Genomic DNA, 25,323 nt, shown 5'->3' with positions numbered 1-25,323 from the left:
TTATCAGCCGACGCTGTGTTCAAGGCTAATCGCCAGTAATTTTTGCGCTTCTACGGCAAACTCCAGCGGCAGCTCTGAGAAGACGTCTTTACAGAAACCGTTGACGATCATCGAAATCGCATCGTCTTCGCTGATTCCGCGCTGCAGGCAGTAGAACAGCTGATCTTCGCCGATACGGGAGGTGGTCGCTTCGTGCTCCAGCTGCGCGCTGTTGTTGCGGCATTCCACGTACGGGAAGGTATGCGCCCCGCTGTCCGGGCCAATCAGCATGGAGTCACACTGGGTGAAGTTGCGCGCGTTTGTCGCCGTCGGCATGATTTTGACCAGACCGCGATAGCTGTTCTGGCTGTGGCCGGCGGAAATGCCCTTCGAGATAATCGTCGAACGGGTGTTTTTGCCGATATGGATCATCTTGGTGCCGGTGTCCGCCTGCTGATGGCCGCTGGTCAGCGCCACCGAGAAGAACTCGCCGATGGAGTTATCCCCGCGCAGAATGCAGCTCGGATACTTCCAGGTGATCGCCGAGCCGGTTTCCGACTGGGTCCACGACATTTTGCTGTTCTCGCCTTCGCACAGGGCGCGCTTGGTGACGAAGTTGAGGATCCCGCCGGTATTGTTGTCGCCGGGGAACCAGTTTTGCACCGTGGAGTACTTCACCTCGGCGTCTTTATGAATAATCACCTCGACCACCGCCGCGTGCAGCTGGTAGCTATCGCGTACCGGCGCCGAACAGCCTTCGATATAGCTCACGTAGCTGCCTTCGTCGGCCACCAGAATGGTGCGTTCGAACTGGCCGGTTTTTTCCGCGTTGATGCGGAAATAGGTCGACAGCTCCATCGGGCAGCGTACGCCTTTGGGCACATAGATAAAGGTGCCGTCGGACGCCACCGCCGCGTTGAGGGCGGCAAAGAAGTTGTCGTTGCCCGGCACCACGGTGCCGAGGTATTTCTTCACCAGTTCCGGGTGATCGTGGATCGCTTCGCCGAAGGAACAGAAAATAATCCCCTGTTCCGCCAGCTTTTCGCGATAGGTGGTCGCCACCGAAACCGAGTCAAAAATGGCGTCGACGGCCACTTCCCGTCCTTCCCGCACCGGCACGCCGAGAAGGTTAAACGCCTCTTCGACTTCGCTGGTCAGAAACGCGCTGGACCCCGTTTGCTGCAGCGCGCCGGGCTCAGAGACGCAGGTATCATCGCAGTTGCCGCAGGAGGGGGCTGAATAATAGCTGTAATCCTGATAGTTCAGCTTGTCGTAGTGCGCCTTCAGCCAGTGCGGCTCTTCCATCGCCTGCCAGGCCTTAAACGCGTTCAGACGAAACTCCAGCATCCATTCTGGCTCATTGCGGCGCGCAGAAATCGCCCTGACCACCTCTTCATTTATGCCTTTCGCCAGCTCATCGGTCCGTAGCTGAGTGAAAAAGCCCTCTTTATAGTTGAGTGGCCCGCCGCTCCAGGTTTTGACATCGTCAGTTGCTTCAGTATTACGAGACATAGTTACTCCGCCTGAACGCCAAAACTTTCGCCGCAGCCGCATTCGTGCTGGGCTTTAGGGTTATGAAATTTGAAGATTTGATTTAAGCCTTCGCGAACGTAATCAAGCTCGGTGCCGTCGATAAACGGCATCGCCTGCAGCGGCGCCCACAGCTTCGCGCCATCGCGCTCAAATAACAGATCGTCTTTCGCCGGTTCAGCAATTAGCTCGAGAACGTAGCCAAAACCGGCGCAGCCGCTGGTTTTAACGCCAAGCCGCAGCCCCTGCATATCCGGCTGTTTGCGGACCAGATCGCGAATATGGGCGGCGGCGGCTGGGGTCATGACCAGCCCACGCCAGCTAAAATCTTCGGGATTGAAAGTTCCTGCATGTGAATTCATCGCTCTACCTCATAGGTTGACGCCATCGGGCCATATCGCTATGTTAGTGATAATGATTATCACTTCAACCCATCCAGAGAAGGGGTATTTCCCCATTCAGTGCTTTTTATAAGCATAGACCCTGACAGAAGAGATATCGGAGATGGAATAAATTGTTCAATGCATTGATTAATAATGCATTTCAGTGACAGAAAGGTAGAAATTGCAGGAAAGTTAAAATATGCATCGGAAATACCTATTTTTGAGATAGCGAATTTGCGTTGCACAGAACCCGCCGTGAAGGGCAAAAGAGTCACAATCACGTCCTGCGGGTAAAAAGGAGAAATGGCGGACGTTATTTTTCCCGGTCATGAGGCAAAAAGACCGCGATAACCACGAAAATCAAAAGGGCAGCGCCATGGCGGCGATCAAGGCGCTACCGCGTATCGCTAAACGGATGCCCGTTTAATTGTACTGCAGCGTCATGACCACAACGGCACTGACGCTTCCGGGCGTCGCACCGCCTGACACCGATTTTACCGAGGCCTGCATAGCCAGGGTTGCGGTTCTGTCAGCCGCGATATTGTGGGTGATGCTGGAACCCGTTCCCTTTAGCGCACCGCTGCCCGCTTCACTCATCGCTACCGCCACGTTGGTTGCCGTACCGCTATTCAGATAATAGTCAGGACCGGCAAGCGGATCGGGAGTGCCGGTGAAGGAGGCCGTTACGCTGCGCGTTCCCGCCGGACAGTTGGTAAACAGCAAATTAAAGGCCACAGGGTCGGAGGATGACCCGGGCGTGGCCATGTTGGTTGCCTGAATATCGCCCAGATTGACATCGAGGTTGCTGTTTCCCCCATTGAATATACAGGGCGAGGCGACAATATTTCCCGTCACCCCCATCGTCACGCTGTCGGCAGAAAAAACGTTCCAGCACAGCAACGTCAGAATAAGCAATTTTTTATGGCGTATTTTCATTTTTTCACCCGTTACTGGTACGTCAAATTAAGCGTGGCGGTCGCATTTGCCGAGCCGGACTCAACGGAAGTTAAGGTCTGATAATAACGGGCCGTCAGCGGCAGCGTTTCTTGCCCGCCCGATGACCGTTTTAATAACAGCGGGCTATTGATGGACAGCGGCGCGCCATTATATAAAAGCTGCACGCCGACGCCTTTTGCCGTCCCGGCGCTGCCCTGCCCCGTTAATGCCATTACGCTGGGGTTGGCGCTATCGGGATTTTGTACGCCGCTCAGCGAAACGGTGATATTGGTGCCGGCGCTGCAGCTTAACCCCAGATTTTGCGTATTCTGCGCGCCAGCGGGCGTGGTGCCTACCGTCGAGCCGAACGTTGAAGCGGGAATATCGCCAATGATGAAGTTCAACTGAGGCGTAGTGATACTGCAGGCCAGGGCGTTGATTGTCCCATCGGTCAGCGTTGCGGTCAGGCCATCACGGTAGACGCCGTCGCTGCCCTGGAGCGTCACCACCCCGATCGTTCCCGGCGTTAATGCGCCTGATGATACCTGCCCGGTCACCACCAGCTGTATGTTACCGCCGTACCAGTCGACATAAGAGGTCTGTGCGTTATAGGAGAATGTATTACTCGGATTTTCAAAATAAGCGTTTGATGAAAAACGAATACCAATACCGCTAATATTAGTGTTGTAAACGTGATTACCGTAGCTGCTCAGCGTCGCATTATTATATCGCATGCTGAAACCCAGCATGAGTGGGTTAGTACAGCCGGAAAGGTAAGAGCCCGTATATGTCCCGCCCCCCGAAAAAATAACGGTCCCGACCGGCGCATCACGCGGTACGGTAATCGTTCCCACGGACAGAGTGGAGATCTGCGGGGTAATGGTGGTGCAGGTTCCGGCACGCGCGCTATTCCATCCGGCTATCAAGCCGAGCAAAATAACAGAGTAAATCAATCTCATGTTTAACGTTCCTGGTGGCAACTGGCGCTAACTTCTGTTATTCCAGCGTAGGTTGATTGTTTCGGCAGGCTGAAATCAGCACGGCACTGTTGGCTGGACTGGCGGCCCCACGTGACGAAGATCGCCCCCTGCTCGCGCATTCCGCTTAAAAAAACCTGGCCGCGATCGCCAACGATAAAGCTGCTCTTATTATCATCCGCAAGCGTCACCACCGCCCCGAACGGCACGAAGCGGTTATTGTCGGTTAAGGTCATCAGGACCCTGCGCCCCACTTTGGAAAGATAATCGGCGCGCACCACCGCGCCTCGCGTCGGGGTAACCGTGTCGGTGTTTATCTCCAGCTCTACATCCTCAGGCATATTTTGCGGATCGAGCGTCAGGTCGTTTTTTCGATAGACGGAAATATTGCTGACTACCGTATATCCCCGGTAGTCCGTGCGCGCGCCGGGTTGGTTGCGAATATTCACGCCGTGTGCGCCGGGGGCTTTTATCAGGGCATTGGTTTCACCGAGCGGTTGGGAAAGCGTGATACCATCGGCGTGGGCGATAACGCCCCCCTGCAGACCATAATTAAGCCGCTCGCTGTTTTTGTCGTAGCTATACCCCGCCGTCACTTCGCCGTACGTCCCTTTATAGTCACCGTTCATATTGCCGGTGTAACCCACGCCATCCGTACCGTAACCCTGCTGGACGTTCCAGTTCAGCGAGTTGTTCTCCAGCGCGACCCCGTTCATGCCGATATTATGCGTCGTTCCACCATTCTTGCTGGCGTTCATGCCATAGCTGGCCCACGTTTGCGGGAGGAATTTATCCAACGGTACGCTGACGTTAAACGCCAGCAGCTGGTCGTGGGCGCTGTTATTCGCGCTGTCGTTTGACGTCGCGCTGCCATTTTTGCTGTATGTCCAGGTCAGGCCGTAGCTGATATTGCGCCAGTAGTTGTTGTATCCGACGCTCCACGAAGCCATCGACCTGGCGGAGTTCCAGTAATCTTCCCTCGCCGCGCTGAGGGTTAGCGATCCCAGTTCGCGGCTCAGCGTCTGGCTCATCGTCAGCTCCGCGCGGTTACGCCTGCGGTCCTGCAGCGCGCTGCTGTCTCCATATGAGTCCAGAACTTCCTGCATCCCGTAATAGCCGCTGGTGGAATAGCGGTATCCCGCAATGGAAAAGTTGGTCCCGGTATCGATGAAGTTTTTGCTGTATCGCGCTCGCCAGGATTGGCCGCGCGATTTTTCCGTTTTATCCGGCGTTGACCAGGCCTGCGTGACATCCGTGGAGATAGCGCCTAACGCCCCCATATTTTTACCCACGCCGAATGCCAGCGACTGATATTTGCTTGACTCCTGCAGGCCGCCATAGAGGGTAAAGCCATGCTGCAGGCCATAAATTGCCGTTGCCTGCCCGAAAGGGGTTTTATCCACGCTGCTGTTATATGAACGATACTGCCCGCCGGTGATGGCGTATTTGAACCGGCCTTCCCGCTGCAGTACCGGCAGCGAGGCGTAGGGCAGCGTGAAGTGCTGTTCGCTGCCATCGGCTTCCTTAATCGTCACGTCGAGATCGCCTGCCCCGCCGGTAGGATACATATCCGTGATTTCAAAGGCGCCCGGCGCAACGTAGCTTTGGTAGATCTGGTAGCCGTTCTGGCGCACCACGACCTGCGCATTGGTTCGGGCAATGCCACGTACTACGGGCGCATAGCCCTTAAGAGAATCCGGCAGCATGTCGTCATCGGATGCCAGCTGGCCGCCGCGAAACGGCATACTGTCGAACACGTCGGCAGGCGCAGAGCTGTCACCAACGGTAAGCTGGGCTTTCAGAGGAATAATGGCCCGCTGCGCGTAGGTATAAACGGTATCCCATTTATCCTGGCCGGAGGACTCCCGTGACCAGGTGGTATAGTTGCGAAAACGCCACGGCCCTATATTGATCCCCGGACGCAGGTTCGCATACTGGGTGTCGCTTCTGCCGCCCTGGCCCGTTTTCGCCCGAGTGTTCGCTCCGCTCAGGCTGTAATTGAGCAATGCCGCAGTAATCCCCTCATCCCACATTTCCGGCGGTACATAGCCCCTGGCCGGCAGGTCGATCGCCGCCTGGGGAATGCTGATAACCAGCCGCTGGGCGCCAAACTGAAAATCAGCGCTGGCTTGCGGAATAGCCTGGAGATTGGCGCAATCACTATTTTCTACCGACAGCTGGGGAAAAAGTTCGGTTTTCACTCCCCACTGTTTTAATTGTTCCACGCTCAGACAGGGCTGCAATACCTCATTACCGCCCCCGGTCTTTGCCATCGAAAAAGGAATATCCCGGGTGTCCATTAACTGGTCATCAAGAATAATATCCACATGGTATGTTCCCGGCGCCTGAGAGCCCGATTCAAAAGCCGATAAATCCGCTTTGCCCACGCCGGGATTATCCAGCTCTACCAGGGCCGTATTAAACGAATCACTGGCATACAGTTCCGGAGAGAAACCGGTCAACACTATGGCGATAAGCGTAGCCAGACGAGCAGGTCGCAACTTATTATTTTTTATTGTCATCGCTATTACCTATTTAACGCTGGGCTTGCCATTTGTTCAGGGATTACAAACTGGCTTGATGTGACGGACCGGGGCTGCCGTAGTCATTAATAACTTTAAATGTCAGGGCATTGCCGGAGGCCCCGTCCGGCAAGCGGAACCGGGTGGTCGAACCCGGCATGACGTAGGTCACCTGGGCAAGCATTTTTCCGCCCACGGTAATTTCATTGAAATTAATGACGTAAGGCGTTGGGTTATTAACCTGAAGTTCATTGCCGCTTCTTTGCCAGGTGAGTTTATTTGCCTGTTCCTCCGGCGTTGAGGCGCGAAGCGTAACGGGACGATAAATCAGCTTGATACGCGTTTTTACGGCAATTTGCAGGGAGTTCATCTGCTTTGATGCCGAGGGAATCGCTTTAATATTTATCCAGAATAAACTTTCTTTGGCCTGAGGCAGTGAACCTGTCGCGACAATTCGCTCAATATTTTTTTGTCCGCTGTCGAGGCGATACATCGGCGGTGTAATAATAAAAGGCGCTTTACCAGAACCACCTTCCTGCTCATCTATCCATGACTGAATTAAATAAGGCGTCGCATCAGGATTATTAACGCTGATTGACGCTTCTTTTTTTGCACCATCGAAAATGATCCGCGTGCCGCCAATAATTACCCCGGCAGTGGCGGTTGCCTGCACCAGCGTTAACATTGTTATCGCCAGGCCAATTGTTCTGATAAAACGCATTTAATACCTCTTAAAACAAAGGGGCCGGGCCGGCCCCCTACTGATTACTGCAGAAACTTAGTTGTAAACCACTGAGAAGTTCGCGACCGAGTTAGCTGGGCCGGCAACCACCGTCGCAGTGGTCGACACATACTGAGCATAGAAATTCAGCGTATTATCAGCGGTGCTGGTGAGCGGGTAGGAGTAACCGTTGCTGCCGTGCAGAGGCAGATCGGCTTTATCCGCCGTCATCAGATTAATCGCGACACCGGAGGCTGCGCCAGCGACCGACGAGTCAATAGCCAGCAGGCTGGAGTTACTTAAATCAGGCGTGCCATCAAAGCGGACTTTGGCATTGTTAACCGTCACCGGACAGTTCTTCAAAATAATATCGAATTTCGTCGCGGCGGTTCTCGAACCGGCTACCGGAAATTCAGTTTTATAATAATCGCCCAAAACAACCACCTGGTCCTTTGACGCGACATCGATGTCGCAGGCGGCATCCAAAATATTGCCATTAAAATTAACGGTACCCGCTGCTGCGAAAGCCTGAGTCATTGATAATGCAGAACCTGCTGCAAGTATCGCAATAACAATTTTCTTTTTCATAACGACACATCCTGTTTTACTTTATTTACATTCAGGCAAAATATTTAATAAACGCATTTTGCCATTGCTTTAATATATTGCCGGGAAACAGTGGTATATATCACACCACTATTTCATTTTATTAAAACCGGATTACCCCTGCCGACGAGACAAAATTTATACAACATTTTTTCAGCGCACAATCTATTTCGCGGTCTAAATGTAGACTCGAAATTAACAAAAATAAAACATTCAAATTAAGAAATTACTTAATCACACTGACCCCGGTCTACTTTTGGACTGGCGAGACAAAATCAATAAAATCAATTGATTATAACCATAATCCACCCGAGTCTATTATTAGACCCGGCGCCAATATTCCCTGAGATGCTGTTTTTTAAGATAATTCCCAACATCGATCAAAAAACGATCGCATAAGTTAGTGAGGTATCTTATGAACACGAGAATTATTCCTGAATTCGGCAACGAACCAGCGGAAGTACTTGAGATAAAACCCTTTAAGCACATTGAGAAATTAATTGATAATGTCCTGCCGTACGCCGAGAGACGAATAGTCTCGAAAGGGGAGATCGTCCATTATTACGATAATAACGTTCGTCAGTGTTTTTTACTTATCCAGGGCAGCGTCGCGCTGCATCGGCGCGGAGACGGGATTGTTTTAAATTCTGAGTCATCGCCATTTCTTCTCGGCGTGTGTAGCCAGTTTTCCTCTGAACGACTTTACGTCAGGGTACTGGAAACATCGGAAATTGCGGCCGTTTCGCTGGAAACGTTTAATCGCGTAGTGGCGCAACAGAACTTATGGGAGCATTTTTCAAAGCTGCTGATCTATACCGCATCGCGGGTTTATGAGCACTGCGCGCAAATATCGCAAATGTCAGCCTATGACATCATTCGTTTTCAACTTGTTGAATTAATGCAAGAGCCCGAAGCTATCCGGCAAAGTATCACCGCGGCGGCCTATATCAAAAGTCGAACCTATCTTTCCCGCAGCGGCGTTATGCGCATCCTCGCAGAGCTACGAACGGGTAAATACATTACCATGGAGCGCGGAGTGCTGATTGACATCCACCACCTGCCGCGAAAGTATTGATTGTTCATGTATCTTCGGAGTGGCAAGAGATACGCGCGAGGTTATAATAAGTCCGATCTCCTTCAGGATTTTCTGACTATGCCATCTGCAAATCACCCCTTCCGCGGCTCCCCTTACGCACAGGAATTTATTTCTCATTTGCAGCCCTACTGCACGACGTACCGAACGGGCCGCGGCGAGCAGTTTGATCTTCAGGTTAACGGTCAGGGGATGTGTTATCTCCTTCTGGAGGGGACGATAGCGATATACCGAAGAAGTGACAATATGATGCTTTCCACGGCGCTCAGTCCCGCCCTTTTCGGCCTCGCTAACCTGACGGACATTTACTTTGATGACTATTTTAAAACCGTCACGCCGTGCCAGATTGGCGTACTCACAACCCGTCGCGTCGAGGAAATCATTAGAGAGAAGGCGCTATGGGGACTGCTCTCTAAACAGCTGATGTTTGTCTATAACCGCCTCTATCATAACGTTATGCCCCAGGGCACGCCAACGGCGTACGAGATGATTCGCCAGCAGCTGATCAAGCTCATGGAGGAAGAGGAGGGTTATCGCTACAGCGTGACGGCTGAAAGATATATCAGAGAGAAAACCCGGCTTTCCCGCAGCGGCGTAATGCGCATTCTGGCGGCGCTGAAAACCGGTGGTTTTATCGAAATGGAAGAGGGGAAACTCATAAAAATCAACAAACTTCCTGCTAAGTACTGATTATGCGGATTGGGCTTTCGGCCCTCTCGCGATCCGGCCTGCGCGCCGAAATGCATTCATGCAACAAATTCTATTCGTTTTCATTATAAGTATTGTCATTTCACAGAAATAAAGATTTATTCACTGCTGACTGGCTCATGTAGAATGCGCTGCTAAATTTCCTTCATCTTTTACGCAATGTCGCCCTGGCGACCGTTCGGGAACCTGTGTAGTACTGAATTATGGATATAGAAACAGATGTCATGTCGATGTGTATGGTCGTGTTGTTAATTATTAGCGTGTTGCTCGATTAACCTCTTCCCCCCCGTAAAATCAGTACGACTCGCCGTCGCCGGACAGGCCAGTCTATTCGCTACGAACCCGATCCAAATCGAAATCGTACCGTTCCCCCGCGCGGCCTGACCTGCCAGCGTATTCCGGGATAAGCGTTCAGAGAGGGGATATTGCCCTGTCGGGCATGGTGCGAATATTAAAAAGGCTGCCAACGATGGTGGCAGCCTCTTCACTTTATGGCGTTACTGATACGAAGAGCGAATTAGCTCCTGATCTTCCTGTAGATAAACAGGACAACCAGCGCACCAATCACCGCCACGACAAAGCTGCCGAAATTAAAACCATCTACACGGCCAAAGCCGAAGAAAGTACTAATCCAACCCCCGACAACTGCACCGATGACACCCAGAATTACGGTAACGATAAATCCGCCGCCGTCTTTCCCCGGCATAATCCACTTGGCTAAAATACCGGCAATAAGCCCAAAAATGATCCATGAAATGATACCCATAGCTAACTCCGTCCTCTTGTTACCTTGTAAATATCTGGTATAGAAAGATTAGCATAAATATTAATGATGTTTCATAAAATTATATTTAGCATACATAGACTTGTCAGCACGGGGATAATGGTCTACGCCCTGAACGCGTACCGGGCAAATAATCAGCAAGCGGAAGTATCGCATCGTGAATAATTAAAACCTCGGGAGAGGCAGCAATAAGCCAGGATTTTTCTTATTAAAAGTGCAACTGGAAGCGGAATACAAAAGCAGCAAGGGGGAAATTTCCCCCTTGCTAACTTAGATGACTGCGGTTGTCAGCCGCGACGAACAGCAAAGGCGCCCTTGTTCATCAGAGATGTCGATTTGCCACACCTGATGACGGGAGCCGACGTGCAGCGCGCGGCACACGCCGCGAACCCTTCCGCTGCGAACCGAACGGATATGGTTAGCATTGACCTCCAGCCCCACCACCTTCTGCTCGCCTTCGCTGCACAGATAGCCGGCCACCGAGCCTAAAGTTTCCGCTAATACCACCGACGCGCCGCCGTGCAGCAGCCCAAACGGCTGATGGGTGCGGCTATCTACCGGCATGGTGGCCTCGATGGCGTCATCGGTAAGGGCCTCGAAGCGAATATCCAGCAGGCCGACCATATTCCCGTCGCCCATGGCGTTCAGCTGTTCCAGGGTGCTCTGACGTTTCCAAATCATCCCATAATCTCCAGTAGCGCCTGCAGCGGATGGCGTACGCCGCTGCCTTCAATACGCTTCACCTGGCTACGACAGGAGTAGCCGGTGACCAGACAACGATTACGCGGCAGGCGCTGCATCGCCTGCTGCCAGGAGAGCGCGTAGATAGCCAGCGAGTTGGCGTGGTTCTTCACTTCATGACCGTAGGTACCGGCCATGCCGCAGCAGCCCACGTTAACGTTTTCCAGCTTCGCGCCAAAACGCGCGAAGATATCCGCCCACTGTTTGGTGGAAGCGGGAAGCGCCGTGACCTCGGTACAATGGCCAAACAGATACCACGACTCGCCGCCCTGCTCCTGCGCAGCGGTTGCCGACAGCGCCTGCGGCAGCCACTCATGCACCAGCATCACGCGGAAATCGCCGCGCTTGTCGCCGAGCACCTGGTTGTATTCATCGCGATAGCAGAGCACCAGCGCCGGATCGACCCCCACCATCGGCATGCCGAGCTGGGCCACCCGGTTCAGGAAATCGGCGGTTTTCTGCGCGGTGCGCGCGAATCGCGTCAGGAAGCCCTTAATATGCTGGGCTTTACCGTTTGGCGAAAACGGCAGCAGCACCGGCTGGTAGCCTAGCTTTTCGACCAGTTGAACAAAATCGGCAACCACCTGCGCATCGTAATAGCTGGTAAACGGATCCTGAACCACCAGCACCCTTTTCGCTTTCTGCTCTGCGCTCAGCGCTTCCAGCTGCTCCAGCGTGGTATTCGCCGAACGATGACCGACCATCTGCTGCTTCAGCGACGGGACGGAGAGCAGCGGGAGATCGACCATACCGATATGCTTTTCCGATAGCTTGCGCATCCACGGCTGATTAATAAAGAAGTTGAACGTCTTCGGCGCATGCGCCATCAGCGGCGCGTAGGATTCAACCGCCGCCACCAGATGATCGCGGACCGGCCGCAGGTAGCGGCTGTGGTAAAGCTGGAGGAAACGCGACCGGAACTCCGGAACGTCGATCTTAATCGGGCACTGGGTCGAGCAGGCTTTACAGGCCAGACAGCCGGACATCGCCTCCTTGACCTCATGCGAGAAATCGTACTCTCCCTTACGCGCGTGCCAGCTATTGCGGGTGCGCTCCACCAGGGTACGCAGGCTGGCGCGTTTTTCCGGCAGATCTTTTTCCAGCTGATTGGGGTCGACGCCGCGATCCGCCAGCAGGCGCAGCCATTCTCGCACCAGCGTGGCCCGCCCCTTCGGCGAGTGAATACGGTGGTTGCTGACCTTCATCGACGGACACATCGGGCTTTTGGCATCAAAGTTGAAGCACAGACCGTTGCCATTACACTCCATCGCGCCGCGCCACGAGCTGCGCACGGCAATGGGGATCTGCCGATCGAAGGTCCCGCGCTTAACCGCATCCACCTTCATCATCGGCGCATCCACGCCTTCCGGCGGGCATATTTTACCGGGGTTCAGACGGTTATCCGGGTCAAACGCGGCTTTAATCTTGCGCAGCTCGCCAAACAGTTCTGCCCCAAAGAACGCTGGGCTATATTCGGCGCGGAAGCCTTTCCCGTGTTCCCCCCACAGAAGGCCGCCATACTTGGCGGTTAAGGCTACGACGTCATCGGAGATGCGCTTCATCAGCATCTCTTGCTGCGGATCGCACATATCCAGCGCCGGCCGCACGTGCAGCACGCCGGCATCCACATGGCCAAACATGCCGTAGCTCAGGCCATGACCGTCAAGCAGCGCGCGAAATTCCACAATATAGTCGGCCAGATGCTCCGGCGGCACGCAGGTATCTTCGGCGAAGGGTATCGGTTTAGCGGCCCCTTTGGCATTCCCCAGCAGGCCAACGGCTTTTTTCCGCATCGCGTAGATGCGCTCAACGCCGTCCAGATCGTGGCAAACCTGCCAGCCGATAACGCCCGCTTCGCCGCGCGCCATCAGCTCATCCAGGCGCTGGCACAGGGTTGTCACCTGGCCGTCGATCAGTTCGGCGTCATCACCGGCGAACTCAACGATATTCAGCCCCAGCATCTCTTTATCCGCAACGTCGGTAATGAGCTCGCTGACCGAATGCCAGACAATATCTTCCCGTGCCAGATTCAGCACTTTTGAGTCGACGGTTTCGACCGACAGCGCCTTCGCTTCGACCATAAACGGCGCGTTGCGCAGCGCGGAGTTAAAGGAATCGTACTTAACGTTAACCAGGCGGCGTACTTTCGGTAAGCGGGTAATATCCAGCCGCGCTTCGGTAATAAACGCCAGCGTCCCTTCTGAACCGGTCAGTATGCGGGTCAGATCGAATTCGCTCATCTCGTCATTAAAGACGTGGCGTAAATCGTAGCCCGTCAGGAAGCGGTTAAGTTTGGGGAATTTATCGATAACCAGCTGCCGCTGCGCTTTGCAGCGCTGATAGACCGTGCGGTAAATACGCCCGATCGCCGACTGTTCTGCGCCCAGCGTTTCCGCCAGCGCCGCCGGAATCGGCTGCGTATCCAGAATGTCGCCGCCGATCAGCACCGAGCGCACGCCGAGCACGTGATCGGAGGTTTTCCCGTAGACCAGCGAGCCCTGCCCGGAAGCATCGGTGTTGATCATCCCGCCAAGCGTGGCGCGGTTGCTGGTCGACAGTTCCGGCGCAAAAAAGTAGCCGTACGGTTTAAGGAACTGATTGAGCTGATCTTTAATGACCCCGGCTTCCACCCGCACCCACCCTTCTTCGGGGTTGATTTCAATAATGCGGTTCATATAGCGGGACATATCGACGATGATCCCGGCGTTGAGCGCCTGACCGTTGGTGCCGGTACCGCCCCCGCGCGGGGTAAAGATCAGTGATTTAAAACGTTCTTCCGCAGCCAGTCTTGCCAGCAGAGCGACGTCTGCCGTGGAGCGGGGGAATAAAACCGCATCCGGCAACAGTTGATATACACTGTTATCAGTCGCCATCGTTAGCCTGTCGGCGTAGCTGGTGGCGGTATCACCGGTAAAACCTTGTTGCTCCAGTACCTGCAAAAAATTCAGCACCAGCTGAACGACACCTGGCGCTTGAGAAATCTGTGGGATCATGACGCTCGACCCTGCCTGACTATGTTGTGTTGTAAGTGATTAAACGTTTGCGTAGTGCACACAACTTTTTATCACATTTTTTTCATATGCGCCCGCCAGAATTAAGGGCAAAATCAGGCGCGCGAAGATATTGATATTATTATCAGTACATGGAATTACGCTGCGTCAGCCTTGTGACGCGACTGCAAAGGTAAAACTTTATCATGATTAACCCCAATCAGCCCCGGGACATACCGCAAGTTCTGCTGTCGGTGCTGTTTTTGTCCCTGATTATTATTTCCTGCCTGTGGGTCGTTCAGCCATTTATCCTGTCATTTGCCTGGGCCGGTACCGTGGTTATCGCCACCTGGCCGGTGCTTTTGCGCCTGCAGCGCCTGCTGTTCGGCAAGCGCGCGCTGGCGGTGCTGGTGATGACGCTGCTGCTCTTTTTACTGTTCGTTATCCCTATTGCGCTGCTGGTCAACAGCCTGGTGGATAACAGCACGCCATTAATAAAAGTGATTACCAGCGGTAACTTTACGCCGCCGGATCTGGCGTGGCTAAATAGCGTTCCGCTGATTGGCGATAAGCTGTATACCGGCTGGCACAATTTACTGGAGATGGGGGGAACGGCGATTATGGTCAAAATTCGCCCCTATCTCGGCACCACCACCACATGGTTTGTTGGCCAGGCGGCGCACATCGGCAAGCTGCTGGTCTACTGCGGACTCATGCTGCTGTTTAGCGCCTTGCTGTACTGGCGAGGCGAACAGGTTGCGTATGGGTTCCGCCACTTTGCCACCCGTCTGGCGGCCAAACGCGGCGATGCGGCGGTGATCCTCGCCGGCCAGGCGATTCGCGCCGTGGCGCTGGGGGTGGTCGTCACCGCCCTGGCCCAGGCGGTGCTTGGCGGTATTGGCCTTGCGGTCAGCGGCGTGCCTTACGCCGCGCTGCTCACCGTGGTGATGATCTTTACCTGCCTTGTGCAGCTGGGTCCTTTGCTGGTTCTGGTACCGTCAATTATCTGGCTGTACTGGAGCGGTGATACCACATGGGGCACCGTACTGCTGGTCTGGAGCTGCGTTGTCGGCACCATGGATAACTTTATCCGTCCGCTGTTGATTCGTATGGGCGCCGACCTGCCGATGATTCTGATCCTTTCCGGCGTTATCGGCGGCCTGGTGGCGTTCGGCATGATTGGGCTGTTTATCGGTCCGGTGCTGCTGGCGGTCTCCTGGCGACTGTACGATGCGTGGGTTAACGAAGCGCCGCCGCCGCCGAAGGACCCCGACCTGGTGCTTGAGGAGCTGAGCGAGCTCAATACCCGAGCCGCTCAGGATAAGTAAGTGAAAAGGCGGGGAAACCCGCCTTTTGCCCCTCTGTCCCTATCAATGTCGGGCACGACAGCCTTAAAGCTTAAGAAATCCTAATCTATCTTTCACGTCATTCCACCACCCGCTGCCTGCTAACCGCATTTGCTTCGCAGATTCTTTACCTTAATTTAACTATTGAGAGGAATCCGATCGACGCAAAAAGCCTCAGTGCCTAGTATTAGCTCACGGTTATAAATCAACGCATTGATTTATAAGCATGGAAATCCCCTGAGTGAAACAACGAATTGCTGTGTGTAGTCTTTGCCCATCTCCCACGATGGGCTTTTTTTTGTCCGTTTTCTGTTCCCCAAAAACAAAAAATCCCCGCCACTGCTGAGCTGACGGGGAGTATCCAGTTGCCTGTTTTAGCGAGAACTTACTTATTCAGCTCCGCCAGGCCGAGCCAGGTTTGCACGACCGTGTCCGGGTTCAGGGAAAGGCTATCGATCCCCTCTTCCATCAGCCAGGCGGCAAAATCTTCATGGTCAGACGGACCCTGTCCGCAGATACCGACGTACTTGCCCTGCTTCTTCGCCGCGCGGATGGCCATCGACAGCAGCGCTTTCACCGCGTCGTTACGCTCATCGAACAGCTCGGAGACCACGCCGGAGTCGCGATCCAGCCCCAGCGCCAGCTGCGTCATGTCGTTAGAACCAATAGAGAAGCCGTCGAAGTATTCGAGGAACTGTTCAGCCAGCAGCGCATTCGATGGGATTTCACACATCATAATCAGCTTCAGGCCGTTTTCGCCGCGCTTGAGGCCCTGGCGTTCCAGCTCTTCAACCACCGCTTTTGCCTGCGCGACGGTCCGGACAAACGGCACCATGATTTCGACGTTGGTCAGGCCCATGTCGTTACGCACCCGCTTAACCGCTTCACACTCCAGCGCGAAGCAGTCGCGGAAGCTTTCTGACACATAGCGGCCGGCCCCGCGGAAGCCCAGCATCGGGTTCTCTTCTTCTGGCTCGTAACGTTCGCCGCCGACCAGGTTGGCGTATTCGTTAGACTTAAAGTCGGAAAGACGCACAATCACCCGTTTCGGGAAAAATGCCGCACCAAGGGTGGAGATCCCTTCGGTCAGGCGACCGACGTAGAACTCTTTCGGCGAGTCGTAGCCTTTCATCAGCTCGCGGATTTCATTCTGCAGCCCCGGCTCCTGATCGTCGAACTCCAGCAGCGCGCGCGGGTGGACGCCAATCATACGGTTGATGATGAACTCCAGACGCGCCAGGCCCACGCCTTCGTTCGGCAGGCAGGCAAAGTCGAAGGCGCGGTCCGGGTTACCGACGTTCATCATGATCTTCAGCGGCAGATCCGGCATATCGCCAACGGTGGAGCTCTTGACGCTGAAGTCGAGGATTTCGGCATACACGTAGCCGGTATCGCCCTCGGCGCAGGAGACGGTCACATTCTGGTTTTCCTGGATGCGATCGGTGGCGTTACCGCAGCCCACTACCGCAGGGATCCCCAGCTCACGCGCGATAATCGCCGCATGACAGGTACGCCCGCCGCGGTTGGTGACGATCGCCGCCGCCTTTTTCATGATCGGCTCCCAGTCCGGGTCGGTCATGTCGGTCACCAGCACGTCGCCGGGCTCGATGCGGTTCATTTCGCTGATATCGTGAATGACCTTCACCGGACCCGCGCCGATACGATGGCCGATCGCGCGCCCTTCCGAAATAATCTGTCCTTGCGCATGGAGGGTATAGCGCTCCATCACCTGGCCGCGGGAACGGACGGTCTCCGGACGCGCCTGCACGATAAACAGCTTACCGGTATGCCCATCTTTCGCCCATTCGATATCCATCGGACGGTTGTAGTGCTTCTCGATTTGAACCGCTTGCTGCGCCAGCTCCTGCACTTCCGCGTCGGTTAACGAGAAGACGTCGCGCTGCGCCTGCGGCACGTCTTCGATACGCACCTGCTTGCCGTGCTCCTGGGTAGGGGCGTAAACCATGCGGATCTTTTTCGACCCCATGGTGCGGCGTACGATTGCCGGCCGGCCCGCTTCCAGCGTGGGTTTATGGACGTAGAACTCATCGGGGTTCACCGCCCCCTGCACCACCATCTCGCCGAGCCCCCAGGCGGAGGTGATAAACACCACCTGATCAAAACCGGATTCGGTATCGATGGAGAACATCACGCCGGACGAGGCCAGATCGGAGCGCACCATCCTCTGCACCCCGGCGGAGAGCGCCACCCCGCGGTGATCGTATCCCTGATGCACGCGGTAGGAAATGGCGCGATCGTTAAACAGCGAAGCAAACACGTGCTTCACCGCGACGAGCACGGCGTCAAAGCCCTGCACGTTAAGGAATGTCTCCTGCTGACCGGCGAAGGAGGCGTCCGGCATATCTTCCGCCGTCGCGGAGGAGCGCACGGCAAAGGAGGCCTCAGCGTCATCGGCGGACAGCTGGGTATAGGCATCGCGAATCGCATTTTCCAGTTCGCTCTGGAACGGCGTATCAATGATCCACTGACGGATCTGTGCGCCCGCTTTCGCTAATGCGGAAACGTCGTCAATGTCGGTTTCATCCAGCAGTTCATAAATGCGCTGGTTAACACCGCTTTGGTCCAAAAACTGATTAAAGGCATCAGCGGTGGTGGCAAACCCGTTCGGTACGGACACGCCCATACCCGACAGATTTGTAATCATTTCACCAAGGGAGGCATTTTTGCCCCCAACCCTGTCTACATCATTCATGCCGAGTTGGTTATACCAAAGCACCAGCGGTGACGAGCCATTGTTGGACATCGAGACAATCCTTTTGTGATTTAATACCAGTGATAAATAATTCACGATCGACTACGAGATTTATCCTGACATATTTATCCAGCTGAAAGAAACGGTGAATCGTTCAAGCAAATTATTTTTTCGTTTTTAGGATTCTTTGCCAGATATAGCTAAGCTAATGATTCTTCAGAAATCTGATGAAATTTGATACAAAAGATACGCAGTTGCGAAAAATGAACTCACCTTTTCATTAAAAATAAAAATAGCGTTTCATTTTTTAAATATGAGACAAAGCCTGGAGCGTTATGCTTAAATTTAATATCAGCTTTCAGACAATTAAACTCATTATACCGGATGGTCAAAATGGAAAGTGCTGTAGATCGCCACGTATTTTATATTTCCGACGGTACCGCTATTACAGCGGAAGTTCTGGGTCATGCGGTCATGTCGCAATTCCCGGTCGCCACCAGCAGCGTAACCCTGCCGTTTGTCGAAAATATTAGCCGCGCGCGCGCCGTGAAGGAACAAATCGACGCGATTTTCCAGCAGACCGGCATTCGACCGCTGGTGTTCTATTCCATCGTGCTGCCGGAAATCCGCGACATCATCCTACAAAGCGAAGGCTTTTGTCAGGATATCGTCCAGGCGCTGGTGGCCCCCCTGCAGCAGGAGCTGCGCCTCGATCCGACGCCAATCGCTCACCGCACCCACGGCCTGACGCCCGGTAACCTGAACAAATACGACGCGCGTATCGCCGCTATCGACTACACCCTTGCCCACGATGACGGAATTTCTCTGCGTAATCTCGATCAGGCCCAGGTGATCCTCCTCGGCGTTTCGCGCTGCGGGAAAACCCCCACCAGTCTGTATCTGGCGATGCAGTACGGTATCCGCGCCGCTAACTACCCGTTTATCGCCGATGATATGGACAACCTGATTCTTCCGGCTTCGCTTAAGCCGCTACAGCACAAACTCTTCGGCTTAACGATCAATCCGGAGCGCCTGGCGGCCATCCGCGAAGAGCGGCGGGAAAACAGCCGCTATGCTTCCATGCGCCAGTGCCGGATGGAAGTGACCGAAGTCGAGGCGCTTTACCGCAAAAACAAGATACCTTGCCTGAACAGTACCAACTATTCCGTGGAAGAGATCGCTACCAAAATCATGGATATTATGGGGTTAAGCCGCAGAATGTACTAACAGACTAGTACATTATTAAAAATTTGTTTATGCTATCACCTGAGCCCTATACAGGATCATGCCCTGCTCTTGCAATAAGCGGGGATTGGTTTATCGTGATGCGCATCACTTCCCGGCATTTTCGCCGCGGAAGAAACAGATTTTGAGACCCCAATGAATAAAACAGACGAATTGCGTACCGCGCGCATTGAAAGCCTGGTAACGCCTGCGGAACTGGCTCAGCGGCATCCAGTGTCTGCCGACGTTGCCGCACACGTTTCCGCCTCACGCCGCCGAATCGAGAAAATCCTCAACGGTGAAGATCGCCGCCTGCTGGTGGTGATCGGCCCCTGTTCCATTCACGATATTGATGCGGCGATGGAGTATGCGCGCCGCCTGCAGGGTATGCGCGAACGTTACCAGCCGCAGCTGGAAATCGTGATGCGTACCTATTTTGAGAAGCCGCGTACGGTGGTTGGCTGGAAGGGGCTGATCTCCGACCCCGACCTGAACGGCAGCTATCGGGTGAATCACGGCCTTGAGCTGGCGCGTAGCTTGCTGCTGCAGATCAATGAACTGGGCGTGCCGACCGCCACCGAGTTTCTCGATATGGTGACCGGGCAGTTTATTGCCGACCTGATAAGCTGGGGCGCTATCGGCGCGCGTACGACCGAGAGCCAGATCCACCGCGAAATGGCCTCGGCGCTCTCGTGCCCGGTAGGCTTTAAGAACGGTACCGATGGCAATACCCGTATCGCCGTTGATGCGATCCGCGCTTCCCGCGCCAGCCATATGTTCCTGTCGCCGGATAAGCAGGGACAGATGACCATCTACCAGACCAGCGGCAATCCGTACGGCCATATCATTATGCGCGGCGGTAAAAAGCCGAATTACCACGCCGCCGATATCGCCGCCGCCGGGGAAGCGCTGGCGGAGTTCGACCTGCCGGAACAGCTGGTGGTGGATTTTAGCCACGGCAATTGCCAGAAACAGCACCGCCGTCAGCTGGACGTTTGCGCCGACATCTGCCAGCAGATCCGCGCCGGCTCGACCGCCATCGCCGGGATCATGGCCGAGAGTTTCCTTCAGGAAGGCACGCAGAAGGTCGTCGCGGGCCAGCCGCTGACCTGGGGACAATCGATTACCGATCCCTGCCTGAGCTGGGACGATAGCGAACGGCTGCTGGATGAATTAGCCGCCGCCACCGCCACCCGCCTGTAGTTCCCCTCCCCACCGTACGCGCGGTGGGGAGCGATTTTCCGCCACCGACCGGCCCGACACCTGCTAAATCTGGTAATCCGCTAAATAAAGCTTGCGTGAAAAACAACATTATTGATAATGATTATCATTGTTGCCTTGATTTTTATTTTTAGTGCTATGACGCGTATGGATAACACTGCCACAGCAGAAAAAACAACAGACAATGCCCCGTATCCGGTTCCGACGGACAAAGAGATAAGCAGCCGGACATTATTAGGCAGCGAGGGACGGGTGGTGATTGAACATCGCGGTCAGCGCTACCTGCTGCGTCAGACCCATTCGGGTAAGCTGATCCTGACCAAATAATTATCCCCGCCGATAAAGGCAGGGATAACGATCGCTAGCTGGAACAGCTTACTTCCAGACGCCTTCCCCAGTCCGGTGGACGCTGAATATACTCATCCGTCCGATCGGCAAAGGGGTGAGAGAGTGCGCTATGCAGGCGCTCCAGCTCGCTCATATCCCCCTGCTCCGCCTGTTCAATGGCCCGCTGAGCCAGCCAGTTACGCAGCACGATCGCCGGGTTCACGCTGCGCATCCGCGCCTGCCGTTGCGCATCGTCAACCTGTTCATCACGCAGGCGCGCGCGATAAGCGGTAAACCAGGTATCGAACGTCTCGCGGTCGATAAACTCATCGCGTAGCGGCGAGGCGGCGCTCTCCTGCTCGCTGGCGCTGAGCATCCGGAAGGTCCGCGTATAGTCGCTGCCCTCGCGTTCCATCAGCGTAAACAGGCCGTCCAGCAGTTCGTTATCCCCTTTTTGCTGGGTAAACAATCCGAGCTTGTCGCGCATGCGGCGGCCATACGCCGTCAGCAGGGCTTGCTGGTAACTATCCAGCGCGCCGTTCAGCGCCTCAGCGCTGATAAACGGCGAGAGCGTCTGCGCCAGACGTTGCAGGTTCCATAGCCCTACCGCCGGCTGATTATCAAAGCTGTAGCGCCCTTGATAATCGGAGTGGTTACAGATAAAGCCAGGCTGGAAATCATCAAGGAAACCGTACGGACCGTAGTCCATCGTCAGGCCGAGAATTGACATATTGTCGGTATTCATCACCCCGTGGGCAAAGCCCACCGTTTGCCAGCAGGCAATCATCTCCGCGGTTCGAGTGACAACGTCACTGAACCACAGAAGGTACTTATCCGCTTCATTTTGCAGATGCGGCCAGTGGTGACGAATCACGTAATCCGCCAGCTGCTGCACTTTCAGAGGCTCGCGACGGTAGTAAAAATGCTCAAAATGGCCGAAACGAACGTGGCTTTCCGCCAGCCGCATCAGCATTGCCCCGCGCTCGACGGTTTCGCGGTATACCGGCGTATCGCTGGCCACTATCGCCAGCGCGCGGGTGGTGGGAATGCCCAACGCATGCATCGCTTCCGAGGCCAGCGCCTCGCGGATCGTCGAGCGCAGCACCGCCCGCCCGTCGCCCATTCGCGAATAGGGAGTGAGCCCGGCGCCTTTAAGGTGCCAGTCAAAGCGACGACCATCAGCGAGCTGCTGTTCGCCGAGCAGAATACCGCGCCCGTCGCCGAGCTGCCCGGCCCAGGCGCCGAACTGGTGGCCGCTGTAAACCTGCGCCAGCGGCGACATTCCCGGCAGCAGCGTTTCGCCGCCCCATACGCCAGCGCCTTTCTGCGGGCTGAATAACGACGCGTCAACGCCCAGCGTTCGCGCCAGCGGAGCGTTGTGCCAGACAAGCCGCGCATTCTCCAGCGGCGTAGGGGTTAAAGAGGTGTAAAAATCCGGCAGTTCATCACGCCAGTGGGTAGTAAAAGACAGGGTCATGGTTCCTCCTGCCTTCAGTGTAGTGCTTTCAACAAATTATTAACACGGAGGAATGGATGGGTTATTGCGATAAAAGACAAGATGAGCGTTGTGGCGCTGCCCGGTAAGGCGTTACCGCCGCCGGGCAAGAAAACGCCACGCTACGCTTTGACGTATCGAGGCTAGATCCTTCGCGCCTGCCAGAATTTTTTATGCCAGTAGACATTATCCAGCGACGAGCGCGTCACGCCCTGGCTGGTGGAGGCGTGGATAAACTGGTTATCCGTGTCGTAAATACCGACGTGCAGACCGCTCTCTCCGGAACCGGTCTTGAAGAAGACCAGATCGCCGGGCAGCAGTTCGCTCTTATCGATTTTCGTGCCGATCTCCGCCTGCTCACGCGTTTCGCGCGGCAGCTGCAACGCGAACTTATCGCGGAAGGTCATCAGCACAAACCCGGAGCAATCAACGCCGCGCGGCGACATGCCGCCGTAGCGATACGGCGCTCCCCGCCAGTTCCTTAGCTGCTCATTCAGGTTAGCAACAACGGTAATCGAATCAGCAAGCCGTGGATTGGGCGGCGGCGCCCGATGGCTGCTACAACCCGCCAGAAATAACGCAACACACAAAACGAGCCAAAAACGCATCTCAGACGAATCCTCTGTTCCCTATCCTGATAGCAGGATAATTTACCTTGTTTATCAATTCGCTGGCAAGCTGACTGCGTGCTACTGTGACGCAACGAGCATAAGATGGCCCGCAACCTCGACCCGCTGGAAGTCCATGGCATAGGCGGCGGTTAAATTCTCTTCGCTTAATACCTCGGCGGTGCTGCCGCAGGCGATCGTCTCCCCCCGGCAGATAAGCCAGGAGCGATGGGCGTGTCGGAGGGTATGATTCAGGTCGTGGCTGCTCATCACGACGGCAATCCCCGAGGCGCAGAGTTCGCTTAACAGTCGGTCCAGCGCGGCCTGCTGCGCCACGTCCAGGCTGTTCATCGGTTCATCCAGCAATAGCAACTGTCCGGACGCGTTAGCCTGACGATGAATCTGCAGTATTACCGCCGCCAGGCGCACGCGCTGCCACTCCCCGCCGGAGATGTGATTCACCTGGCGCCCAAGCTTGTCGCCTAAGCCCAGCTTCTCCGCGATGGTCGTCAGTAGCCCGTTGTGCGCGTCGTCCTGGAGATGCAGCGACAGATAATGCCAGACCGGCATGGCGAAAGGCGGCATCTGGTGCTGGCTTAAATAGGCCCGATGACGCGCCAGCTCCTGCGCCAGCCAGTCATTCAGCGGGCGTCCATTCAGTTTTACCTGGCCCGGGCCGGTAGAGAGCCCCGCCATACGCGCCAGCAAGGTGCTTTTCCCCGCCCCGTTTGGCCCCACCAGATGAACGATCTCTCCCGGCCGGATATCGGCTGAAAACGGCGCCAGCCGCCCCGCCTCTTCTACATCCTGTAGCTGCATCAAAAACGGCATTATTTGGCTAAAGCTCCTTTAATAGCGGCCACCAGCTGCGGATCATCCGGCGTCATATCCGGTGAGAAACGGCCGATGACCTGACCATCGCGGCCGATGAGGAATTTTTCAAAATTCCACAGAATATCATCCACGTACAGCGGCGCTCTGCCTTTGCTGGCCATGCGCTCATAAAAACCGCTGCCTTCCGGGGCGATAGCCTGCGGGGCGGCCTCAACCAGCTTCTGGTACAGAGGCGCGCGATGTTCGCCGTTGACGTCAATTTTGCTGAACATCGGGAAAGTCACGCCGTAAGTCGTGCTACAGAACGTTTTAATCTCTTCTTCGCTACCCGGCTCCTGACCCAGAAACTGGTTGCACGGAAAGCCCAGTACGCTAAAACCTTCGCTTTCTAAATCTTTTTGCAGCGCTTCCAGCTGCTCATACTGCGGCGTCAGGCCGCATTTTGACGCGACGTTGACAATCAACAGGACTTTGCCTGCCCACGGGGTGAGCGTTGTTTTCTCACCATCGATGGTGGTGACTTCAGTATTGAGAATATCGTGTTGCATAGCCTTCCCTCAGTGAATATACCGGTAACTGCTTCAGGTGATCCCTATCTACTGTAGCGGATTCAGACTGGGTCATTCTACTTTGAATCCCCCGGGAGTGTCTCTTGATGTAACAGGCAGCACAACATGAATTCATCTCAACACCGGGAGCGCGCAATTCAGTGTACAGTGGTGGATGGATGTAATAGCATTTCGTTAATTGTTAATTTAAGAGAGTTTTATTGATGAAGAAGATGTTTAGCGCGGTGTTAATCGCGGCCTCCGTTACGCTGCTTTCGGCCTGCTCGCCGGATGAAGATAATAAGATTAAAGTCGCCATTAATACCGGGCCGGATGAGGCTATCTGGAAAGTCGTAGAACAGGTGGCCAAAGAGAAATACAACCTCGACGTCGAGGTAATCTCATTTAATGATTACGTTCTGCCGAACGAAGCCCTGAACAATAAAGACGTCGATGCTAACGCCTTCCAGACGCTGCCTTACCTTGAGGCACAATCAAAAGAGCGCGGCTATAAGTTTGCCATTGTTGGTAAAACCTTCGTCTTCCCCATCGCCGCCTACTCGAAGAAAATCAAAAATATCAGCGAACTGCCTGACGGCGCGACGATTTCCATCTCTAACGAAACCACAACCCTGGGCCGCAGCCTGCTGCTGCTGCAGGCGCAAGGTTTAATCAAGCTGAAAGAGGGTACAGGCTACCTGCCGACGACGCTGGACATTATCGATAATCCTAAGCAGCTGAAAATCGTGGAAGTCGACACGCCGCAGCTGACCCGCACGCTTGATGACCCGAACGTCGCCCTGTCGATCATCAACACCAACTTCTCCGCTCAGGCCGGTCTCTCGGCTGCCCGCGATGGGCTATTTATGGAAGGCCCGGACTCGCCGTACGTCAACGCCATTGTTGCGCGCGAAGATAATAAAGACAGCAAAAAAGTCCAGGAGCTGAAAGAGGCCTTCCAGACTCAGCAGGTTGCCGACAAGGCAGCGGAAGTCTACAAAGGCGATGCGATTAAGGGCTGGTAATACTATCAACCG

Annotated in this window: 22 protein-coding genes and 1 other RNA gene; 8 read left to right on the top strand and 15 right to left on the bottom strand. The window is 54.8% G+C overall.

Translation table 11 applies throughout. From position 1 onward, the window contains the following. Positions 1-3: 3 nt before the first annotated feature. The 7 genes from sufB to ABLU67_RS22195 form a co-directional block, all read right to left on the bottom strand. The gene (gene sufB, locus ABLU67_RS22225; protein ID WP_049082325.1) at positions 4-1,491 is read right to left on the bottom strand and encodes a Fe-S cluster assembly protein SufB; all 1,488 of its coding nucleotides are present in this window, start codon (positions 1,489-1,491) and stop codon (positions 4-6) included. Between the two features lie 2 nt (positions 1,492-1,493). Next, positions 1,494-1,871 carry a Fe-S cluster assembly scaffold SufA gene (sufA, locus tag ABLU67_RS22220; protein WP_004119171.1) on the bottom strand — a complete coding sequence of 126 codons (378 nt, stop codon included), beginning with the start codon at positions 1,869-1,871 and terminating at the stop codon, positions 1,494-1,496. Positions 1,872-2,315: 444 nt separating this feature from the next. Next, entirely contained in the window at positions 2,316-2,828 is a 513-nt protein-coding gene (locus ABLU67_RS22215; RefSeq protein WP_025108212.1) for a fimbrial protein, read from the bottom strand. Between the two features lie 11 nt (positions 2,829-2,839). Beyond that, positions 2,840-3,787, bottom strand: coding sequence for a fimbrial protein (locus ABLU67_RS22210; protein WP_025108213.1), 948 nt, complete (start codon positions 3,785-3,787; stop codon positions 2,840-2,842). Between the two features lie 2 nt (positions 3,788-3,789). Further along, the gene (locus tag ABLU67_RS22205) at positions 3,790-6,327 is read right to left on the bottom strand and encodes a fimbria/pilus outer membrane usher protein (protein ID WP_148851218.1); all 2,538 of its coding nucleotides are present in this window, start codon (positions 6,325-6,327) and stop codon (positions 3,790-3,792) included. Between the two features lie 43 nt (positions 6,328-6,370). Next, a complete protein-coding gene (locus tag ABLU67_RS22200; RefSeq protein WP_025108215.1) occupies positions 6,371-7,048 on the bottom strand; it encodes a molecular chaperone in 678 nt (225 codons plus the stop codon). Between the two features lie 57 nt (positions 7,049-7,105). Beyond that, complete coding sequence (locus ABLU67_RS22195) at positions 7,106-7,636, bottom strand: fimbrial protein (RefSeq protein ID WP_025108216.1); 531 nt, start codon at positions 7,634-7,636, stop codon at positions 7,106-7,108. A 433-nt stretch (positions 7,637-8,069) separates the two neighbouring features. Here ABLU67_RS22195 and ABLU67_RS22190 point away from each other — a divergent pair, with 433 nt between their 5' ends. Both ABLU67_RS22190 and ABLU67_RS22185 read left to right on the top strand, forming a co-directional pair. Continuing rightward, positions 8,070-8,729 (top strand): winged helix-turn-helix transcriptional regulator, encoded by a 660-nt coding sequence (locus ABLU67_RS22190; RefSeq protein ID WP_025108217.1) that lies wholly within the window; start codon positions 8,070-8,072, stop codon positions 8,727-8,729. Positions 8,730-8,807: 78 nt separating this feature from the next. After that, positions 8,808-9,437 (top strand): helix-turn-helix domain-containing protein, encoded by a 630-nt coding sequence (locus tag ABLU67_RS22185; RefSeq protein ID WP_064405830.1) that lies wholly within the window; start codon positions 8,808-8,810, stop codon positions 9,435-9,437. A 535-nt stretch (positions 9,438-9,972) separates the two neighbouring features. Here ABLU67_RS22185 and ABLU67_RS22180 read toward each other — a convergent pair. The 3 genes from ABLU67_RS22180 to ABLU67_RS22170 all read right to left on the bottom strand — a co-directional run bounded on the left by ABLU67_RS22180 (position 9,973) and on the right by ABLU67_RS22170 (position 13,973). Continuing rightward, entirely contained in the window at positions 9,973-10,221 is a 249-nt protein-coding gene (locus ABLU67_RS22180; protein WP_004102935.1) for a GlsB/YeaQ/YmgE family stress response membrane protein, read from the bottom strand. Between the two features lie 288 nt (positions 10,222-10,509). Next, positions 10,510-10,920, bottom strand: coding sequence for a 1,4-dihydroxy-2-naphthoyl-CoA hydrolase (gene menI, locus ABLU67_RS22175; RefSeq protein ID WP_032749885.1), 411 nt, complete (start codon positions 10,918-10,920; stop codon positions 10,510-10,512). Continuing rightward, a complete protein-coding gene (locus ABLU67_RS22170) occupies positions 10,917-13,973 on the bottom strand; it encodes an FAD-binding and (Fe-S)-binding domain-containing protein (protein ID WP_200914218.1) in 3,057 nt (1,018 codons plus the stop codon). Before ABLU67_RS22170 ends, menI begins: the two co-directional genes overlap by 4 nt. A gap of 203 nt (positions 13,974-14,176) precedes the next feature. On the opposite strand from ABLU67_RS22170, the gene ydiK reads away from it, so the two are divergent. Together ydiK and rprA are read left to right on the top strand one after the other, a co-directional pair. Beyond that, entirely contained in the window at positions 14,177-15,298 is a 1,122-nt protein-coding gene (ydiK, locus tag ABLU67_RS22165) for an AI-2E family transporter YdiK (RefSeq protein ID WP_032749896.1), read from the top strand. Positions 15,299-15,510: 212 nt separating this feature from the next. Beyond that, positions 15,511-15,618, top strand: an RNA gene (gene rprA / locus ABLU67_RS22160) — antisense sRNA RprA. Positions 15,619-15,701: 83 nt separating this feature from the next. Here rprA and ppsA read toward each other — a convergent pair. After that, positions 15,702-18,080: a phosphoenolpyruvate synthase gene (gene ppsA, locus ABLU67_RS22155; protein ID WP_014229722.1), complete on the bottom strand. Its 2,379-nt coding sequence runs from the start codon at positions 18,078-18,080 to the stop codon at positions 15,702-15,704. 342 nt (positions 18,081-18,422) lie between these two features. Here ppsA and ABLU67_RS22150 point away from each other — a divergent pair, with 342 nt between their 5' ends. The 3 genes from ABLU67_RS22150 (at position 18,423) to hemP (ending at position 20,801) form a co-directional block, all read left to right on the top strand. Further along, positions 18,423-19,256, top strand: a complete 834-nt coding sequence (locus tag ABLU67_RS22150; protein WP_004851771.1) for a pyruvate, water dikinase regulatory protein — start codon at positions 18,423-18,425, stop codon at positions 19,254-19,256. Positions 19,257-19,409: 153 nt separating this feature from the next. Then, on the top strand, positions 19,410-20,456 hold the full coding sequence (gene aroH, locus ABLU67_RS22145) for a 3-deoxy-7-phosphoheptulonate synthase AroH (protein ID WP_185220051.1): 1,047 nt from the start codon (positions 19,410-19,412) through the stop codon (positions 20,454-20,456). 165 nt (positions 20,457-20,621) lie between these two features. Further along, positions 20,622-20,801 carry a hemin uptake protein HemP gene (gene hemP, locus ABLU67_RS22140; RefSeq protein ID WP_160741222.1) on the top strand — a complete coding sequence of 60 codons (180 nt, stop codon included), beginning with the start codon at positions 20,622-20,624 and terminating at the stop codon, positions 20,799-20,801. A gap of 34 nt (positions 20,802-20,835) precedes the next feature. On the opposite strand, the gene selO is transcribed toward hemP, so the two are convergent. The 4 genes from selO to ABLU67_RS22120 form a co-directional block, all read right to left on the bottom strand. Continuing rightward, entirely contained in the window at positions 20,836-22,278 is a 1,443-nt protein-coding gene (gene selO / locus ABLU67_RS22135) for a protein adenylyltransferase SelO (protein ID WP_143444424.1), read from the bottom strand. 161 nt (positions 22,279-22,439) lie between these two features. Beyond that, entirely contained in the window at positions 22,440-22,904 is a 465-nt protein-coding gene (locus ABLU67_RS22130; protein WP_004134084.1) for an NlpC/P60 family protein, read from the bottom strand. 81 nt (positions 22,905-22,985) lie between these two features. Then, a complete protein-coding gene (gene btuD / locus ABLU67_RS22125; protein ID WP_014229727.1) occupies positions 22,986-23,735 on the bottom strand; it encodes a vitamin B12 ABC transporter ATP-binding protein BtuD in 750 nt (249 codons plus the stop codon). Beyond that, entirely contained in the window at positions 23,735-24,286 is a 552-nt protein-coding gene (locus ABLU67_RS22120) for a glutathione peroxidase (protein WP_025108225.1), read from the bottom strand. The genes btuD and ABLU67_RS22120 overlap by 1 nt, the downstream gene beginning before the upstream one ends. A 224-nt stretch (positions 24,287-24,510) precedes the next feature. Between ABLU67_RS22120 and ABLU67_RS22115 the strand changes: the two genes are divergently transcribed. Further along, positions 24,511-25,311, top strand: a complete 801-nt coding sequence (locus ABLU67_RS22115) for a MetQ/NlpA family lipoprotein (protein ID WP_014229729.1) — start codon at positions 24,511-24,513, stop codon at positions 25,309-25,311. Positions 25,312-25,323: the final 12 nt, after the last annotated feature.

The sequence above is a fragment of the Klebsiella sp. GN_Kp190 genome (genome assembly GCF_040061795.1).
Classification (GTDB): domain Bacteria; phylum Pseudomonadota; class Gammaproteobacteria; order Enterobacterales; family Enterobacteriaceae; genus Klebsiella; species Klebsiella michiganensis.
The sequence above is the reverse complement of the archived record's forward strand: the minus strand, read 5'-3'. Positions and strand labels throughout refer to the sequence as shown.